Source organism: Deinococcus sedimenti (assembly GCF_014648135.1).
Taxonomy (GTDB): Bacteria; Deinococcota; Deinococci; order Deinococcales; family Deinococcaceae; genus Deinococcus; species Deinococcus sedimenti.
This window is the reverse complement of the sequence record NZ_BMQN01000013.1, coordinates 75,838-92,302: the sequence shown is the minus strand read 5'-3', so window position 1 is coordinate 92,302 and position 16,465 is coordinate 75,838. Positions and strand designations below refer to the sequence as shown.

The 16,465-nt window shown below is 71.2% G+C and carries 19 protein-coding genes; 7 read left to right on the top strand and 12 right to left on the bottom strand.

Annotated elements, in window-relative coordinates:
* Positions 1-202: helix-turn-helix domain-containing protein (locus IEY69_RS17230; protein WP_189074385.1), on the bottom strand; the 202-nt coding region annotated here is incomplete at its 3' end.
* A gap of 950 nt (positions 203-1,152) precedes the next feature.
* Entirely contained in the window at positions 1,153-1,413 is a 261-nt protein-coding gene (locus IEY69_RS17225) for a hypothetical protein (protein ID WP_189074384.1), read from the bottom strand.
* Positions 1,414-1,485: 72 nt separating this feature from the next.
* Between IEY69_RS17225 and IEY69_RS17220 the strand changes: the two genes are divergently transcribed.
* Positions 1,486-1,887, top strand: a complete 402-nt coding sequence (locus IEY69_RS17220) for a hypothetical protein (protein ID WP_189074383.1) — start codon at positions 1,486-1,488, stop codon at positions 1,885-1,887.
* A gap of 65 nt (positions 1,888-1,952) precedes the next feature.
* Here IEY69_RS17220 and IEY69_RS17215 read toward each other — a convergent pair whose 3' ends face one another.
* The 5 genes from IEY69_RS17215 to IEY69_RS17195 form a co-directional block, all read right to left on the bottom strand.
* A complete protein-coding gene (locus IEY69_RS17215; protein ID WP_229784067.1) occupies positions 1,953-2,105 on the bottom strand; it encodes a hypothetical protein in 153 nt (50 codons plus the stop codon).
* A 116-nt stretch (positions 2,106-2,221) separates the two neighbouring features.
* Positions 2,222-2,500, bottom strand: a complete 279-nt coding sequence (locus IEY69_RS17210; RefSeq protein ID WP_189074382.1) for a hypothetical protein — start codon at positions 2,498-2,500, stop codon at positions 2,222-2,224.
* A gap of 144 nt (positions 2,501-2,644) precedes the next feature.
* Positions 2,645-2,998 (bottom strand): twin-arginine translocase TatA/TatE family subunit, encoded by a 354-nt coding sequence (tatA, locus tag IEY69_RS17205; protein ID WP_189074381.1) that lies wholly within the window; start codon positions 2,996-2,998, stop codon positions 2,645-2,647.
* A gap of 117 nt (positions 2,999-3,115) precedes the next feature.
* Positions 3,116-5,056: a serine/threonine-protein kinase gene (locus IEY69_RS17200; protein WP_189074380.1), complete on the bottom strand. Its 1,941-nt coding sequence runs from the start codon at positions 5,054-5,056 to the stop codon at positions 3,116-3,118.
* Positions 5,057-5,281: 225 nt separating this feature from the next.
* The gene (locus IEY69_RS17195; protein ID WP_189074379.1) at positions 5,282-6,991 is read right to left on the bottom strand and encodes a tetratricopeptide repeat-containing diguanylate cyclase; all 1,710 of its coding nucleotides are present in this window, start codon (positions 6,989-6,991) and stop codon (positions 5,282-5,284) included.
* A 135-nt stretch (positions 6,992-7,126) separates the two neighbouring features.
* Here IEY69_RS17195 and IEY69_RS17190 point away from each other — a divergent pair, with 135 nt between their 5' ends.
* The gene (locus IEY69_RS17190; protein ID WP_229784065.1) at positions 7,127-8,089 is read left to right on the top strand and encodes an ABC transporter ATP-binding protein; all 963 of its coding nucleotides are present in this window, start codon (positions 7,127-7,129) and stop codon (positions 8,087-8,089) included.
* On the top strand, positions 8,082-8,954 hold the full coding sequence (locus IEY69_RS17185; RefSeq protein WP_189074377.1) for an ABC transporter permease: 873 nt from the start codon (positions 8,082-8,084) through the stop codon (positions 8,952-8,954). Before IEY69_RS17190 ends, IEY69_RS17185 begins: the two co-directional genes overlap by 8 nt.
* A 280-nt stretch (positions 8,955-9,234) precedes the next feature.
* On the opposite strand, the gene IEY69_RS17180 is transcribed toward IEY69_RS17185, so the two are convergent.
* The gene (locus tag IEY69_RS17180) at positions 9,235-10,509 is read right to left on the bottom strand and encodes a VWA domain-containing protein (RefSeq protein WP_229784063.1); all 1,275 of its coding nucleotides are present in this window, start codon (positions 10,507-10,509) and stop codon (positions 9,235-9,237) included.
* The gene (locus IEY69_RS17175; RefSeq protein WP_189074376.1) at positions 10,502-11,374 is read right to left on the bottom strand and encodes an AAA family ATPase; all 873 of its coding nucleotides are present in this window, start codon (positions 11,372-11,374) and stop codon (positions 10,502-10,504) included. The genes IEY69_RS17180 and IEY69_RS17175 overlap by 8 nt, the downstream gene beginning before the upstream one ends.
* A gap of 149 nt (positions 11,375-11,523) precedes the next feature.
* On the opposite strand from IEY69_RS17175, the gene IEY69_RS17170 reads away from it, so the two are divergent.
* Positions 11,524-11,826 carry a hypothetical protein gene (locus IEY69_RS17170; RefSeq protein ID WP_189074375.1) on the top strand — a complete coding sequence of 101 codons (303 nt, stop codon included), beginning with the start codon at positions 11,524-11,526 and terminating at the stop codon, positions 11,824-11,826.
* A gap of 403 nt (positions 11,827-12,229) precedes the next feature.
* On the top strand, positions 12,230-12,841 hold the full coding sequence (locus IEY69_RS17165; protein WP_189074374.1) for a hypothetical protein: 612 nt from the start codon (positions 12,230-12,232) through the stop codon (positions 12,839-12,841).
* Between the two features lie 37 nt (positions 12,842-12,878).
* On the opposite strand, the gene IEY69_RS17160 is transcribed toward IEY69_RS17165, so the two are convergent.
* The gene (locus tag IEY69_RS17160; RefSeq protein ID WP_189074373.1) at positions 12,879-13,343 is read right to left on the bottom strand and encodes an SRPBCC family protein; all 465 of its coding nucleotides are present in this window, start codon (positions 13,341-13,343) and stop codon (positions 12,879-12,881) included.
* Positions 13,344-13,451: 108 nt separating this feature from the next.
* On the opposite strand from IEY69_RS17160, the gene IEY69_RS17155 reads away from it, so the two are divergent.
* Together IEY69_RS17155 and IEY69_RS17150 are read left to right on the top strand one after the other, a co-directional pair.
* Entirely contained in the window at positions 13,452-14,093 is a 642-nt protein-coding gene (locus tag IEY69_RS17155) for a nucleotidyltransferase family protein (protein WP_189074372.1), read from the top strand.
* A gap of 16 nt (positions 14,094-14,109) precedes the next feature.
* On the top strand, positions 14,110-15,300 hold the full coding sequence (locus IEY69_RS17150) for a M24 family metallopeptidase (protein WP_189074371.1): 1,191 nt from the start codon (positions 14,110-14,112) through the stop codon (positions 15,298-15,300).
* Between the two features lie 40 nt (positions 15,301-15,340).
* On the opposite strand, the gene IEY69_RS17145 is transcribed toward IEY69_RS17150, so the two are convergent.
* Together IEY69_RS17145 and IEY69_RS17140 are read right to left on the bottom strand one after the other, a co-directional pair.
* Positions 15,341-16,150, bottom strand: coding sequence for a metallophosphoesterase (locus IEY69_RS17145; RefSeq protein WP_189074370.1), 810 nt, complete (start codon positions 16,148-16,150; stop codon positions 15,341-15,343).
* The gene (locus IEY69_RS17140; protein WP_189074369.1) at positions 16,147-16,431 is read right to left on the bottom strand and encodes a hypothetical protein; all 285 of its coding nucleotides are present in this window, start codon (positions 16,429-16,431) and stop codon (positions 16,147-16,149) included. Before IEY69_RS17140 ends, IEY69_RS17145 begins: the two co-directional genes overlap by 4 nt.
* Between the last annotated feature and the right edge of the window lie 34 nt (positions 16,432-16,465).

Sequence of the window (16,465 nt, the reverse complement as noted above, 5' to 3'; positions counted from 1 at the left end):
TTGCGCCACTGGCAATGGTGGCCTTCAGGCCACCATTGCGTCGCAATCGTGCTTTCCAGGTGTAGACCGTATGGACGGAGACACCGAAGTGATTCGCAATCTCCTGGTTCCGATGGGTTCCGCGTTCAATCCATGCGAGAGCAGCGAGGCGGCGCTCCTCGAGTTGAGCGCGGGAGTAGTGGGTCGGTTGCCAACCGGGCATGTGGCAAGTCTATCAACTCAGATCTTCACCGCGATCAATAAACCTGACCGTGTTCTAGAGTGCTCTCCGCCTTCTCTTTTGCTCGGGTAAGTCGCGCAAGAAAGAGAATGTCCTCACCTTTTCCATTTGGATGCTGCTCTGATCTAACTAGTCCTGAATCTATTTCGAAATACAAACTATCTGGGTACAATGTCAATCGCTGGATGGCCTTCGTATTCGTAAAGTTTAAATTTGATAGCTGGAATGTCTGATGGGTAGTAGAAGCCGTCTGAGAATTTTATTGTTTTCTTTGATGCATTCGATCCGCCGGTCATTATACAAATAAAGGGTCCTGTTGACAGCGTGAATCTGTCTGCATGTTTAGATTTTAGTCTATCTGAATATTGAAAGTTCGCGGGTACGGTAAGCTTAAGCTGTCTAAGAATCATTTTCTGCCCAGTGGCATCAAATGAATATTTGGAGCAGACGGCATTCCGCCCTCCGTTTTTTGAAGGGGTGAGTTGTGATACGGCAACAGTGTATGCGTCATTCCTCCATACTTTTGGGTCTGAAGATATGGTCCACCCATTACCCACGCTGCCGATAAGCCAAGTCGAGGCACCTCGAAGCGGGACATTCGGAAATTTCTGGATAGACGCGGCTGTAGAAGTTGTTGAAAGCAGAAGAATCGATAGGAGAAACTTGATCATAGATTACTTCCTTTGTGTAAAAAATTATGGGTGATCTGGTAGACTGAGCCGGGAATCGTGAATGCAGGCAGGCCCGGCGAGACGTCCACCTCGACCTCCACCGATACTGCGTCCACCCCGAACAACGCCGCGCTCCGCACCCGCGCCAGCACTCACCGACCCCCAGAACGCCACATGTGACCCGCAGGCTAACAAGCCCGGAATCCCCAACGGACCGCACATCAGCGCAGAAATGGGGGTAGTAGATGGGGGAGAGGTGGATCAAGCGCCGCCACCCGCTCCGGCACCGCCCTCGACGCCCCCACCGTGCAGCCGTGGCTCGACAAGCACCTGCCCAACCTCGTCAGCAAGGCGCAGGCCCTGCGCGACGGCGCGACGTGGATGGAAGTGGGCGCGCTGCTGGAAGCCGCGGTGCAGGCCGCCCAGCGCCCAGTGGCTGCGCCTGCTGCTGGACAGCCCCTTCGCCGCCATGCTCGTCGAGATGGCCTTCCGGCGACTGTTCCCCGGCGGGTGAAGTGACACCCTACCCCCCCCATTGGTGTTTGGCGCAGCAGGGGGACATAGTGAGGGATGAGAATTAAATTTGCACTCTTCATGGTTGCGACCCTGCTCGTCCCGACAGCATTTGCCTCTGACTTCGTCACCAAATCCAACCTCACCGGCTTCCAGCTCCCCAAAGGAGCCCTTGAACTCACCGACGAGGACTTCTCCGACGAAATGGTCGGCCTGCTCGAAGAGGTCGCTGACAGCCTCAACGGACAATGCAAATACCACGAATTGCTGTACTGGGAAGGAAGCCCTGCCGCCATCGCGAAGGACCTGAACGCGAAAATCCCGAAAACGTTCAAGTTCACCTCACTGGATGACGGGGAAACCGAAGATGGTGGCGGCTACGAGCAATTCGTCCTGAAGGACCCCAAGGTCTGGTACGCCGGCGTCTGGTTCCAGGGCGAGAAGGACGTGATCCTGGCCTGGTGCAACGTGGTTAAGAAGTAACCCTGAAGATAGATGTCATCAACGCCCCCACCCTGGCCTGAGCGCTGGGGTGGAGGTGTTTTTCTTCATCCACACCCCGCCTGTGGACACCTGTGGATGATCTGATAGACCGAGCCGGAGATGGTGAATGCAGGCAGGCCCGGCGAGACGTCCACCTCGACCTCCGCCGATACTGCATCCACCCCGAAGAGCGCGGCGCGGCGCACGTGGGCCAGCATTCAGAAACTCCTGGGAGGCGTCATAACTTCCGCAGCCCAACAAGCCGGGCAGTGTCGGCAGACCGCAGATGACCGGCAGGACGCCGCGAGTGGGGCGGACCGGGCCCGAGGTGGGGTCAGCTGGCCTGGAGCGCGTCGTCGACCCAGCTGAGGTCCACGAATGCCCGCTCCAGGTGAGGTTCAAGGTTCCACCACGCGAACTCCTGCGTGTGCGGCGCCCAGTAGCCCGCGAAGACGGTCAGCGGGGCGGGCAGGGGACCGGCGGCCCGCCGTAAGTGCAGGGCTGCGCCGAAGTCGTCGGCGAGGCGGGCGCGCAGGTCAGTCAGGGCGTCCGGCACGGCGCACCACCGGTGGGGGATGATCACCAGCAGGTTCAGGCGCGACGCAGGGCTCATGAATCGATGGTAGGCCTGGGGCGGGTCGGCGTGGGTAATGGAGCACGCGAAGCGCCTTGGCGTGAATTCAAGGAACCGGGGGGGACGGCCCCCCACCCACCTGGGGCTGCCCGCAGGAGCGGCCCGGTCAGTAGGTTCGGTCGGTCACACGTGTTCGCGGGGGGCGGGGGCCGTGACCGTGTCGGCCGTGACCGGCTGCGCGGGGGCAGCCGCCGCAGCTGCCGGGGCGGGAACTGCCGGGGTGGGCTGAGCAGCTGCTGCCGCGACGGGCGCTGCGACGGCCTGGGCGGGCGCGTGGATGGTCTGTACGGGGGCGGGGCCGGGGGGCGTGTCGCGCATGCTGCCCTCGAAATCTTCCTTCAGTCCCTGGGTGCTCCTGCGGAATTCGCGCAGGCCCGCGCCGAGGCTCTTGCCGAGTTCCGGGAGTTTGCGGGGGCCGAAGACGACCAGGGCGACAAGCAGAATCACCAGCAGTTCAGCGGGTCCGATATTGGGCATGCGGTTCGTTCCTCCTCGGGCCCCGACTGTCTACTGGGGCCGTTTCGTTGAGTCTCAGTGTAGGCGCGGCGGTTAAAGCAAATGTCATGCGCGGCTGAGAAGGGTGGGGGCGGCCGGTCAGGGCGTGCGGGCCCGGTAGGCGCGCAGCGTGCCGTTCATGAACGCCACGTACAGCGTGCCGTCGGCCGCCAGCGGCGTGGCCTGCACGCCGGTGCCCTCCTGATGCGTCCAGCGGACGGCGCCGCTGCGGACGTCCAGGGCGCACAGCTGTCCGTCCTCGGACGCCAGGAACACCAGACCGGCACTGATGACGGGGCTGGCGGTCACGCGGCCCTGCATGCGGTGCGTCCAGAGGTCCTCGCCGTCTTTCAGACTCAGCGCGCGCACCTCGCCGCCCCATCCGGCCAGGATGGCGGTCCCGCCCGGCGCGCCGGACAGCGTCAGGGCGGGGGAGGCCCACACCTCGTCTTCCAGGTCGTACGTCCACTGGATGGGGTCGGGGTCCACGCTGACCCGGCCCGTGTGGGCGCGCAGGGTCAGGGCGTGCACTTCGCCTTCCCAGGTCGCGACGACCAGCGTGGCCGTGCCGGGCGCCGTGGGAATCAGTGCGGGCGTGCCGTGCATCGTGCCGACCTGCACCTTCCACAGGCCGTGACCGCTGCGGGCGTCCAGGGCGTGCAGCCAGCCGTTCTCGTCGCTGACGAGCGCCGCGCCTGCCCACACCAGCGGACTGGCGGCGACGGGGCCGCCGGTGCGGTACGCCCACCTCAGTTCGCCGGTCGCGGCGTCCAGGGCATACAGGTGACCGTCGCGGCTGCTGGCGAGCACCTGATCGTGCCAGAGGGTCGGGGCGCCCGTGAGTTCCGCGCGGGCCTTGTGCTGCCAGACCTGCGCGCCGCTCATCAGGTCCACGCGGCGCAGCGTGCCGTCCCACGCGCCGAACAGGACGTGACCGCCGTGGAAGGTGGCGGGCGCCGTGACCTCGTCCCGCGCGGCGTACGTGGCGAACGGGCGGCCCGACGCGTGCGTGAGGACCAGCTGGCCGCCCCGCGTGCCGACCGCGACAAGATCCCCGTCCCCGATGACGGCGGCGGGCCACGTGACCTCGCCCGGCAGGGGGACGCTCCAGGCCTCGCGCAGCGCCCCCACCTGGGCCGGCCCGTCGGGATGTTCGCCGCTGCGGGTGCGTCCACCCCGGTACTGCCCCCGCGCGTGCGAGGTCCATACGTCACGCCGGGCCAGCGCCCACAGGTGCGCCAGGGCCTCGCCGCTGGGCGGGCGGTCCTCCGGTTGCTTGGCCAGCAGGCTGAGCAGTACGCGCGCCACGGCGTCCGGCACCGCCGGATTCAGGTCACGCGGGTCCGGTGCGGCCTCGTACACGTGCTGATACAGGACGCTCTGGTCGCTGTCCCCCACGAACGGCGGGCTGCCGCACGCCACGCGGTACAGCACCGCGCCCAGCGCGTACAGGTCGCTCAGGGGGCCCACGCCCACGCCGCGCGCCTGCTCGGGCGCCATGTACGCGGGCGTGCCCAGCGTCACGCCGCTGCGGGTGAGGTGCCGGGTCTGCTCGGTCAGCGCCACCAGTCCGAAGTCCATGATGCGCGGCATCCACGCCTCGTCCAGCAGGACGTTCCCGGGCGTCAGGTCACGGTGCGTGATGCCGCGCTCATGCACGAACTGCAGGGCCCGCGAGGCCGATGCCGCCGCCGTCAGGAACCGCGCCAGGGGCAGCGGCGCGTCCTCCAGCGGCCCAAGTGCCGTGATCGGCCCGCCGGTCATCAGCGGCATGGTGAAAAAGGGCCGCCCGGCCTCCGGATCGGTGCCCAGGTCCAGCACCGGGATGACCCCCGGATGCGTCAGGCGGGCCAGGGTGCGGACCTCACGCAGAAACCGCTCGCGGTCACTGTCAGGCACGTGCGCGTGCTGCACCTTCACGGCGACCTCACGGCCCAGCAGGGCGTCGCGGGCACGGAACACGCGGGCGCTGCCGCCCTCACCCAGCAGGGCCAGCAGGTCGTAACGCCCGGCAAGTTGCGTTCCCGGTTCCAGCGGCATCCACGGGCGAGTGTAGCGCCCCGGCGCCGCCCGCCGCGCCCGTCCTCCGGACTCACTGGGGAGTTCAGCTTCACCCTGGGGGCAACAGGCCGACCCTCAGGTCCTCTTCCGAGCGCAGTCCTCGGCGGCTCCTCGCTCCGTTCGCTGCAGGCGGCGGGGTCTGGCAGAACCGTGCCCTCCAGAGCAGGCCGGGTGGGGTGGCTGGTCAGCGCCGCGCGCCGAAGGTCAGGGCGCGGCGGGCGACACGCGGTTGCGGCCGGCGTTCTTCGCGCGGTACAGGTGATCGTCCGCGATCCGCAGCGCCTGCGGCAGGCGGTCCGGGGTGGTCACCGCGTACCCCACGCTGGCCGTCAGGCGCATGTCCGGCAGCAGGTCCGACCAGTCGTGCCCCTCCACCGCGCGGCGGCAGGCCTCCGCCAGGCCGTGCGCCCGCCCGCGCGTGCGGACCGGCGTGACCAGCACGAACTCCTCCCCGCCGTACCGGCCCAGCAGGTCCCCGGCCCGCACCTGACCCGCCAGCAACTGACCCACCACCCGCAGCACCTGATCCCCCACCGCGTGCGAGTGCCGGTCATTCACGTGCTTGAAGTGATCCACATCCACGAACACCACCGTCAGCAGCGACCAGTCCGAGAGCCGCGCGCCGTCCGCGGGGAACTGCAGGCCCAGCAGCCCCTCCTCCAGTCCGCGGCGGTTGAGCAGCCCGGTCAGGGGGTCCTGCCGGGCCTGCACCTCGGCCTGCCGCAGGCGGTCCTGCCAGGAACTCGCGTCCGCGCGCGCCTGGCGCAGTTCACGGTCCAGCTGCAGGTGGCGCGCCGCGGCGCTGTTCACGCGTTCCACGGCGGTGTTCGCGGCCTGCAGGGCCTCGCGCGTCACGTCCAGCGCCTCGCGCAGGCGACCCTGGCGTTCATGCAGCGCGCCGATGGCGCTCAGGAGCCGCTGGATGTCCAGGTGCCGGTGCTGGCGCCGCGCGATGTCCAGCGCCGCGCCGTACTGCGCGAGCGCCGCGTCGAACTCACCGCGGGACTGCAGGAGTTCCGCGAGGCACAGCTGCGGCTCGATGTACAGCTGCTGCTTGATCACGGCGTTCAGCTGAGCCGCGCGCCGCGCCGCGCGCTCGGCGCCGCGCAGGTCGCCGTCCAGGCGCAGCAGGGTCGATTCGTGCGCCGCGCACAGCAGTTCACTGGTCAGGCTGGGCGTCACCTGCAGCGCCAGGCGCGCGGCGCGCAGCACCATCAGGCCCTGCTGCACCGCCTGGCGCTGCGCGTCGCTCCGGCCCAGTTCCTGCGCCTCCCGGGCCAGCAGCGAGTAGGCGTGCGCGCGGTTCTCGTGCATGTACGTGCACAGCTCCTCGCTGAGCGCCTCGTCCGCCACGGTATGCACGAGTTCCTCGAGGAGATTCAGGTGGTGCAGGGCGTCCTTGGGATCGCCGCTGCTGCACGCCAGCCACGCCAGGTTCACCAGCGCGTTGCCCTGATCGGCCGGATTGCGGGCCTGCCGCGCCAGGTCCAGGGCGTCCTGCAGGTCCTGCCGGGCGCCGGTGACGTCCCCGCTGGTCAGGCGGGTCAGGGCGCGGGTGTTCAGCACGCCGGACAGCTGATCGGTCAGCCGGTGCTCCTCGAGCATGGTCTGCGCGCGCCCGATGGCGTCCAGCGCCCGTTCCTGCTGCCCCAGGCTGGCCGACACGAAACTCAGGCCGATCAGGGCCTCCACGGCAGCGCGCGGCGAGCCGCAGCGCAGCGCCTCACTCAGCGCGGCCTCGCCGAGCCCCTGCGCGTTGCCCAGGGACGTCTCGCGGGTGTGACGGGCGACCGCCACCAGCGCCAGCGCGCGCGTTTCGCCGTCTGGCGCGGCCCGCAGGCGCGTCATCAGATCGGTGGGCGTGTCTACGGGCAGCAGCACGTCCAGCTGGTCCCGGGGAGGGCAGGCAGGCATCTGGGTTCATTCTCCACGAATCCCGGACCCTGCACAGAGGAAATATGGACCCGTGCGTTGGGGGAACTGGGGGGGGCGGCCGGGCAACCGAAAGGTGGACGCGGGGCCCGGGCGGACCCGCCTATGCTGGACGGCATGAGCGAACTGGCCATCGACACGCGCGAGCTGCGCAAGGAGTACCGGGGGCGGGCGGTCGTGGACGGCCTGACCCTGACCGTGCCGCGCGGGGAGGTGTTCGGGTTCCTGGGCCCGAACGGGGCGGGCAAGAGCACCACCGTGAAGATGCTGCTGGGCCTCGTGCAGCCCAGCGGCGGCGAGATCCGCGTGCTGGGCGGCCACCCGAGCGATCCGGCCGTCCGCGCCCGGCTGGGCTTCCTGCCCGAGCAGTTCCGCTTCCAGACCTGGATGACCGGCCAGGAATTCCTGGACTTCCACGGGCGCCTGGCGGGCCTGAGTGCCGCCGAGCGCCGCACCCGCATTCCGCAGGTGCTGGACGAGGTCGGGCTGGGCGGACGCGGCCACGAGACGCTGGGCGGGTACAGCAAGGGCATGCTGCAGCGCGCCGGGCTGGCCGGAGCGATCCTGGCCCGCCCGGACCTCGTGTTCCTGGACGAACCCACCAGCGCCCTGGACCCCATCGGGCGGATCGAGGTGCGGGAGATCATCGAGCGGCTGCGCGCGCAGGGCGCGGCGGTCTTCCTGAACTCCCACCTGCTGAGCGAGGTGGAACAGGTGTGCGACCGCGTTGCGTTCGTGAAACAGGGGCGGGTGCTGACGCAGGGCAGCATGCGTGAACTCATGGGCGGCGTGCTGCCCGTGGACATCCGCGTGGACACCCTGGCCGGCCGGCTGCTGGACACCCTCGCGCGCCTGGGCGAGGTGCGCCGCAGCGACACGAACACCCCGGGCCGCGCGGACGTGGAACTGTGGCTGACCCGCGACGACCAGATCCCGGCCGTGGCGGACGCCGTGCACGCCGCCGGAGCGCGGCTGTACGCCCTGACACCCCGCCGCCCCGACCTGGAGACCATGTTCCTCGACCTGATCGAGGACACCCCCGAAGCGGCCCGCAGCGGCGCGGAGGTTCACCGTGCGTAACGCCCTGCTGATCGCGGAACTGTCCCTGCGCGAAGCGACCCGCAAACGCCTCGTGAGCGTCCTGCTGATCCTCTCGGCGCTGTTCCTGGGGTTCTTCCTGTTCGGCGTGTACCGCCTGGAACTCACGCTGGACCAGCGGGCCGTGGACGCCGGACTGGACGGCCGCAGCGCGACCGGCGCCGCGAACCTGCCCGTGATGTTCAGCGCCATGTTCGGCATGTACCTCGTGTACTTCCTGGGGTCCCTGATGGGCGTGCTGTCCACCGTCGGCGCGGTCAGCGGCGACATCGAGAGCGGCGTCATGCAGAGCGTCATCGCCCGCCCGGTCAGCCGCGCGCAGCTGGTCGCCGGGCGCTGGCTGGGCTTCACGGCCGTGAACGTCGCGTACGTCGCGCTGCTCAGCGCGGGCCTGCTGGGCGGCGTGCGCCTGATCACCGGGTACACGCCGCCCGAGGCGCTTCCCGCCGTGGCGCTGCTGCTGCTGGCCGTCACGGTCCTGACCTCACTGACGGTGCTGGGCAGCACGCTGTTCACCACGCTCGCCAACGGCATCGGCGTGTTCGTGCTGTACGGCGTGGGCTTCACCGGCGGGATCCTCAGCGCCATCGGCACGCTGGCCGACACGCCCACCCTGGCCACCCTGGGCCGCGTGGCGAACGCCCTGATGCCCACCAACGCCCTGTGGTTGGGCGCCAGTTACCATCTGCAACCCGAGATCATGCGGCAGGCCGGGGAGTTCAGCCGGGGTGCGAACCCCTTTGCGAGCAGCGTGCCCGTCGATCCGCTGCTGGTCGCGTGGGCCGCCGCGCTGGCTGTGCTGGGCCTCGTGGCTGCCATGTGGCGCTTCAGTCGCCGCGACCTGTGACCGCGCGGGTCAGAAACACGGCCGAAACCCCTGCATGTCCCTGACCCGGGCGGACTCGCCGACCTGTGCCGCAGAGCGAGCGTCTGAACATCGGCGGGAGTCACGGAACACCAGTGAAGCGAGCACCTGAAAAGAACAGCGGTTGGAAGTGGAGTAGAGGGGCGTGCCCTTGGCCCCTGGGTGGAATTGGAAACCGCTGTCAGAGGTCGTGAGGGTCACCCTCCAGACCTCTGAATTCTGCTGTGAGGCGGCGCCTGCTCTGAATGTCGGGACCCTACCCTCAACCCGGGCCGGGTGGTGCCGCCGGGCGGGAGAGGCGCGCGGCGCGCAGGCGGCGCCCCAGGGCGTGCAGGTCGTCCGGTCCGGCCGCCGGGAGCAGCGCGTCCAGGTGCGGCAGCGCCGCCGCCACCGCCCGCTGCACCGGCCGGTACCCGGGCGTGGCGGCCAGCGGCGAGAGCCACACCACGCCCGCTGCGCGCCGCCGCAGGTCCCGCAGCGCCCGCCCTACCAGACTGGGGTCGCCGGTGTCCAGCCCGTCACTGAGGATCAGCACGACCGTGTCGCGGGTCACGCGGCCGCGTTCCTCGCGCGCCAGGCGCAGCAGGTTCTCCCCGATGCGCGTCCCGCCGCCCCAGGCGTCCCCCAGGTCCGGCAGGGTCAGCGGCTGCCCCGGCGCCGCGCCCCGGATCAGCGGGGTCAGGTGGGTCAGGCCCGTGCTGAACGCGTAGACCTCCACCCGGCGGGAGCGCAGGTGCAGCGCCTGCGCGAAGCGCAGCAGCAGCGTCGCGTCGCGGCCCATCGAGCGGCTGCCGTCCAGGACCAGCAGGAAGCGCGGCGCGCGGCGCGGGCGGCCCAGCCAGCGCAGGTGCACGGCGTCTCCGGCGGTGCGGGCCGCGGCGTGCAGGGTGCGGCGGGCGTCCAGCTTCGACCCGCGCGGCAGGGGGCGCAGCCGCCGGGCGCGGCCCAGTTCCAGCGCGCGGATCAGGCCGGTCGCGGCGCGCAGCAGTCCCCCCAGGTCCCCGGCGTCCACGCGCAGCGCCTCGCCCGGCGCGGCGTTCGGACTGACCCGCGCCTGCATGACCGGGGCGTCCTGCTCGTCGCCCGCGTCGTCCTGACCGTCCTGAAACCCCTCGCCGTCGGGCAGGTCGCCGCCGGCGTCCGCGCCGGCCTGCGGGGCGGGGGCCGGTTCCGGCCGGGCGTCCGGGCCGGGCTGTTCACCGTCCGGGGGGTGCGACGGCGGCTCGCCGTCCGGGTCGGGTTCGGCGGGCGCGGGCGTCTCGGGCAGCAGGGGCGGCAGCTCCGGCTGCGGTTGCCCCCCGGCGCGGAAGAACGCGTTGAATTCCAGGTCGAAGGTGCGGCCCTGCTCGGGGCTGGCGGTCAGCACCGCCCGCAGCGCGCCGCGCACCTCGCGCCGCGAGAGCAGGTCCACCAGCCTCAGTGAGCGCAGCGCGTCCTGCACCTCGCCCGGCCCGATCAGGAAGCCGTGCTTGCGGCGCAACCTCACGGCGAAGGCCGTCACCTGCGCGTCCAGGGCGGGCGGGCGCGGTTCAGCCACGCGCCCGGGCCTGCGCCGCCACGCCCTGCAGCGTCGGCGCGGCCAGCAGCTGATCCTCACGCAGTTTTAGCACCGCGCCCAGCGTCGCATGCAGCGACTCGGCGTCCAGGTGATCGGCGTGCAGACTGACCAGCGCCGCCGCCCAGTCGAGCGTCTCGGCGACGCCCGGCGCCTTGCCCAGCGGCAGGGCGCGCAGGGCGTGCACGGCGTCCGTGACCTGCCGCGCCAGCGTCTCGTTGATGCCCGGCAGGCGCGACTGCACGATCAGCAGTTCCTGCGCGCGGCTGGGGTACTCCGTCCAGTGGTACAGGCAGCGGCGGCGCAGCGCGTCACTCAGTTCCCGCGAGCGGTTGCTGGTCAGGATCACGTGCGGGCGGCTGACCGCCGAGAGGGTGCCCAGTTCCGGCACGGTGATCTGCCACTCGGCCAGCAGTTCCAGCAGGAAGGCCTCGAAGGCGTCGTCGGCCCGGTCGATCTCGTCGATCAGCAGCACCGCGGAGCGGGGTTCGCGGATGGCCTGCAGCAGGGGCCGCGGCATCAGGAACCGCTCGCTGTACAGGTCGTCCTCGGCGGTCTCCCCGCGCAGTTCCGCCGCGCGCAGGTGCAGCAGCTGCCGCGCGTAGTTCCACTCGTACAGTGCCGACTGCGCGTCCAGGCCCTCGTAGCATTGCAGCCGGATCAACCGGGTGCCCAGCACGTCGGCCAGCGTCTTGGCCGCCTCGGTCTTCCCGACGCCCGCCGGGCCCTCCAGCAGCAGCGGTTTGCCCAGGCCCACCACCAGCCGCAGCGCGGTCGCCAAGGCGTCCCCGGCCACGTAACCACGCGTCTGAAACGCCGTTTGCCATTCCTTCACACTGGGGTTCACGTGCGCCCCGCTTCCATCTGACTGAAATTCTTACAGGTCATGATCTGCGCTCCTGACGGGCAAAAATGGCGTTGAGAGGCTCATCTTAATTCCTGGGGCGCCCCGCGGGCGTGACGCCCCCGTGAGAGCGCCCTGACTACCGTGAGGGCATGATCCCCACGCTGCTGCTGTGCACCCTGATCGCCCTGACCTCCGGCCTGCACTTCGGCCTGCGGTTCGCGCAGGCGCGCCGCACCGGCCAGAGCCGCCTGCTGCCCGTCGTGGCGCACGGCGTGATCGCCACGCCCCTCGTGATCCTCACGGCGCTGCTCGACCCGACCGGGCCCGGGCTGCTGTGGATCGCCACGCTGGCCGTCAGCCTGGCCAGCCTGGGGGTGGGCGCGCTGTGGACCGGACGCGCCGCGACTCTCGCCCCCACCGACGCCGCCCCGGTCGCCGAATCGGCCGACTGACAGCGGTGTTCAGGCTTACCCTGGGACCTGCCGCCGGCCCCAGTGCTTCACGTCGCTGCCTTTCTCACAGCGGTGTTCAGATGTGTTGAGGGGTTCCCTCAGGACACCTGAAACGAGCGGAGAGAGAAGCCGTCAACACCAGCGGGTGAACGTGGAAGGGAGGGGCGTGCTGGTGGCCCCTCAATGAAACTGGAAACCGCTGTCAGGTGCTCGCTCTGCCGTCCCCCTGGGTGCAGAGGCCGCGGGGTGCAACCGGCAGGGACGCCGCACCGTACAGGGGAACGGGCGTCCCTGCCGGCCATGAGGGCCCGGCCGGTCTTCACCGCACCTTTCGGCGGACGTGCCCGCCCAGCCCCGCCCGTTAAGCTGACCCCCGCCCCCACCGGGGCGACACGGAGCACCCATGAGTGAGCGCCGCACCCGCACCCTGAACACCCTGATCCGCCTGGGCCGCGCCCTGGCCGACCCGGCACCCGATCCCGTCGCGGACGCCACGCACGTGGCGCGCCGCACCGCCCAGGCCCTGAGAGAGCCGGTGCAGGACGCCACGTCCGGCCTGCGCAGCCGCGCCCGCGACCTGCGCGACCGCGCCGCGCAGCGCGCCGACGAACGCCTGGAACGCCTGATTACCGAGCGTCCCGGCGGTCCGCCCCGCGACCCGGAAGTCCTGGCCCTGCTCGCCCAGCGCCGCGAGGCCCGCGAGGCGCGGCTGCGGCAGGAGGAGGCGAAACGTACCCTGCTGTCCCGGGCGCAGACGCCCGCCCAGCGGCAGGTGCTGCGCGCGGTGCTGGACGTCACGCCCTGGGCAGGCGGCACCACCGGTCAGGTCCGGTACACTGCGCTGCTCGACCGGCTGGCACCCGGCGGGGACCCGGCCAGCGAGATGAGCGTGCACCGCGCCATCTGGTCACTGGCGGAGGCCGAGGTGCTGGCCGTCTCCCCGCACGGCGAGGTGACGGCCGTGCCGATCCGCGCGCCGCTGGCGTTGCCCAGCAGCGGGCCCGCCGGACCCTGACGGTTACCGGCGGCCCGCCGGGCGCACGGCGCGGCGGCTAGGCGATCGTCCCGGCGGACGCGCCGACGTGCGCGCTCATGTTCTCGAAGGTCTTCGAGATGAGTTTCTGCGCCTGCGCGTCCAGCAGACGCCCGCCGACCGTGGCGACCGGGCCGCGCATGGTGGCGTCCCCGGTCCAGTCCAGCGTGGTGGTGCCGTCCCCGTTGTCCAGCACGTTCGCACCCGCCAGAAGGTCCACGACGCTGCCCAGCCCGCCGCCCTGCACCTTCACGTTCACGCGGTTCTGTGCCTCGTCGGGCTGCACCTCGATCTTGAACTTGAACTTCCCGCGGACCATGCCGACCCCCACCTGCACGGTGGCGTCCATGTGCGTCTGGTCGTGCACGACGACCTCCTGCACGTCGGGCAGGCAGCGCGCCACCCGCTCGGGGTCCTGCACGAACGCCCACACGGCGGCGGGGGGAGCCTGCACCTTCTCCTGACCTGAGTAACTGAGTTTCATGCGGGACCTCCGGAAAACACCCGCGCCGGGGCGGGCCTGAATGAACGGGTGGACAGGGTCCAGTGTAGGCCGCGGCGGGTTGAAGAAAGATTGGCCTAGCATGACCGCATGACCCCAGCCTCCTCCGGCCCGGTCGCGGGCGTGCTGCTCGCCGCCGGACGCAGCACCCGCATGGGCCGCCCCAAGCAGCTCGAGCCGCTGGATGGTCGCCCGCTGGTGTGGCACGCGGCGCGGGCCCTCGCGGACGGCGGGCACGACGCTCTGCTGGCCGTGATTCCCCCGGGCGACGTGGGGAACGGCATCCGCGAGGCTCTGCGGGGGCTGCCGTTCGCGTTCGCGGTGAACCCGGACCCGGCGCGCGGCCTGGCCGGCTCCTTCCGGGTGGCCGTCGGCGCGCTGCCCTCCGAACTGGCCGCCGTGAACTTCGCGCTGGCCGACATGCCCCTCCTGAGCGGCGCGCAGCACGCCGCGCTGATCGCCGCGTTCCGCGAGACGGGCGCGCCGGTCGTGCTGGCCGCGTACGCCGACCCCGGCGACGACCCGGTCCGCGCACCGCCGCACCTGTTCCGCGCGGACCTGCTCGGAAGCGTGCGGGACGCCCCGGACGCCGACCACGGCCCCCGCCACCTGATCCGCGCGCACGCCGCGCAGGCCGTCACCCTGACGTTCCCCGCCCGCTCCCTGCTGGACGTCGACACCCCCGAAGCCCTCGCGCAGGCGCAGGCGGCCCTGACCGGCGGGCGCGGCTGACCCTCTATCCTGCCGTATGGCACCCAACACGGCAACCGACGCGCTCCGGGACGGCAAGCGGCGTCAGGCACAGGCCCTGCTCCGGGACGGCGAGGTCTGGCTGATCGCCGCGCGCGAGTCCGGCGTGCGCCCGGAACCCGCCCTGACGCTCGTGGCGGGCGTGGACGTCACCTGGGACAGCCTCTTCCTGCTGACCCGCAGCGAGGCCGTGGCGATCGTGGGCCGCTTCGACGCGGACGCCGTGCCGCCCGGCTGGACCGTGCACGGCTACGACGCCGACCTGCGCGCCCTGCTGCGCGCCGAGGTGACGCGGCTGGGCGCGCGGCGCGTGCTGCTGAACATCAGCGAGGACGACCCGCTGTGCGACGGCCTGACGGCGGGCCTGGAACGCCGGGTGCGCGGCTGGCTGGCTACCGCTGCGGACCTGCCCACGCTGGAGTGGGACAGCGCCGCGCCGCTGCTGGGGCAGCTCCGGTCGGTCAAGACCCCGGCGGAACACGCCGCGATCCGCGAGGCCGTGCAACTCGCCGAGGCGCACCTGCGCGAGATGGCGGCCGCCGCCCGCCCCGGCTGGACGGAACGGGACGTCGCCGCGTTCCTGCACGGCCTGTGCCGCCGCGACGGCGCCGAGCCCTCCTGGGGCTGGGACGCCTGCCCGAACGTGCACATCGGCCCGGACAGCCGACCCTCGCACGCGCCGCCCGGCGACCACGCCCTGCGCCCCGGTGCGCTGCTGCACATCGACTACGGCGTGCGCCTGGGACACGGGTACTGCTCGGACATCCAGCGGGTGTACCGCCTGCCCGACGGCACCCCGGTACCCGGGGAGGTGCAGGCCGCCTTCCGCGCGTGCTGGCAGGCCATCCAGGCGGGCGCGGACGCCCTGCGCCCCGGCACGCCCGGCCACGCGGTGGACGCCGCCGCGCGCGCCGCCCTGGTCGCCGCCGGGTACCCCGAATACCAGCACGCGCTCGGGCACGGGCTGGGCCGCGCCACGCACGACGGCGGCACCCTCCTGGGCCCCCGCTGGCCCCGCTACGGGCAGACCGTCGAGGGACCCGTGCGCCTGGACGAGGTGTACACCCTGGAACTGGGCGTTCTGGTGCCCGGGCACGGGTTCATCGGGCTGGAGGAGGACGTCATCGTCCGCGACGGACCTCCGCAGTGGCTGTCGGACCGGCAGGACGACCTGAAGACCCTGGGTTGAGCGCCGCCCCGCTGAGGGCCGGGGCTCAGCCGGGCGGGGTTTACCGGGGTGGAGCGCCGGGCAGGTCCACCGGGGTCACCGGGACCGGCTCGCCGAAGCGGGCGTACTTGCGGCCCCGCGCGGGTTCGCCGCGGCCGCACAGCACCGTGACGTTCGGCAGGCCATGCACGTTGACCTCCGCGATCGCCAGGCGGCCCGTGTCGTACGCGCCCAGATCCAGGTACACGTGGCGGCCCAGGCGGCAAGGGATCGGGACGGGCGTGTGCCCGTGCACCGAGTACGTGACGCCCTCCGGAAGGGGGAAGGGCCCCTCGAAAGGCCGCAGCCACAGCGCCGCGGACAGCGGGTTGGGGTGCTGGGGGTGCCGCACGGGCGGCGCGGCGTGCGACACGAGCACGCTGGGATGCGCGGGCGGCTGATCGTGGATCTCGCCGTCCGCCGTGACGTACACGACCCGGCGCAGGACGCCCAGGTACTCCTCGAGCAGCGGGGGGAACTTCTCCAGGGTCAGGCTGCCCAGCTCGGTACGGACCGTCTCACCCCCGGCGCGCATCCACCACTGGAAGCCCTCCATGGCGCGGCGGTAGTCGCCCAGGTCATGCGTGCCGAGGTACTGGCGGTAGTACTTCACGCCTTCTTGCATCATGCGCTCGTGGTTGCCCATCAGCAGCGTGGCGCGCCCGGCGCGGTGCAGGTCCATCAGGCTCTCCACGACCGGCATGGAACGCGGCCCGCGGTCGATAGCGTCGCCCAGCGACAGGTAGTGCGCGTCCGGGTACTGGTGCAGGGCGGCGCGCAGCAGGTCCGCGCGGCCGTGCAGGTCCGGGATGATCAGGACCTGGCGGGTCAAGCGCGGCCTCCGGCGTCCTCGTCGTGCTCGCCGTCGTGTTCGTCGCTGAAGTCCAGCAGGGTCTGCTTGCTGCGTTCCCGCAGCTGCCGGGGCGCGTCGGGGTCGGGCGTGAAGGTCACGGCGCCTCTCTGCACGGCAACGCGGTACCCGGCGCCGTCGGCCGCGCCGGGCAGCCACTCGGCGGGCAGCTGGTACGTGCGGCCCCCGCTGTCCTCCACGTCAGCGAGGCCCGCGTCCTCGTCCAGAACGTCGATCACAAGCAGGGAATGCGGCACCGTCATGAGGGGCAGTCTAGCGCCTGCACCTTCCGGTGGA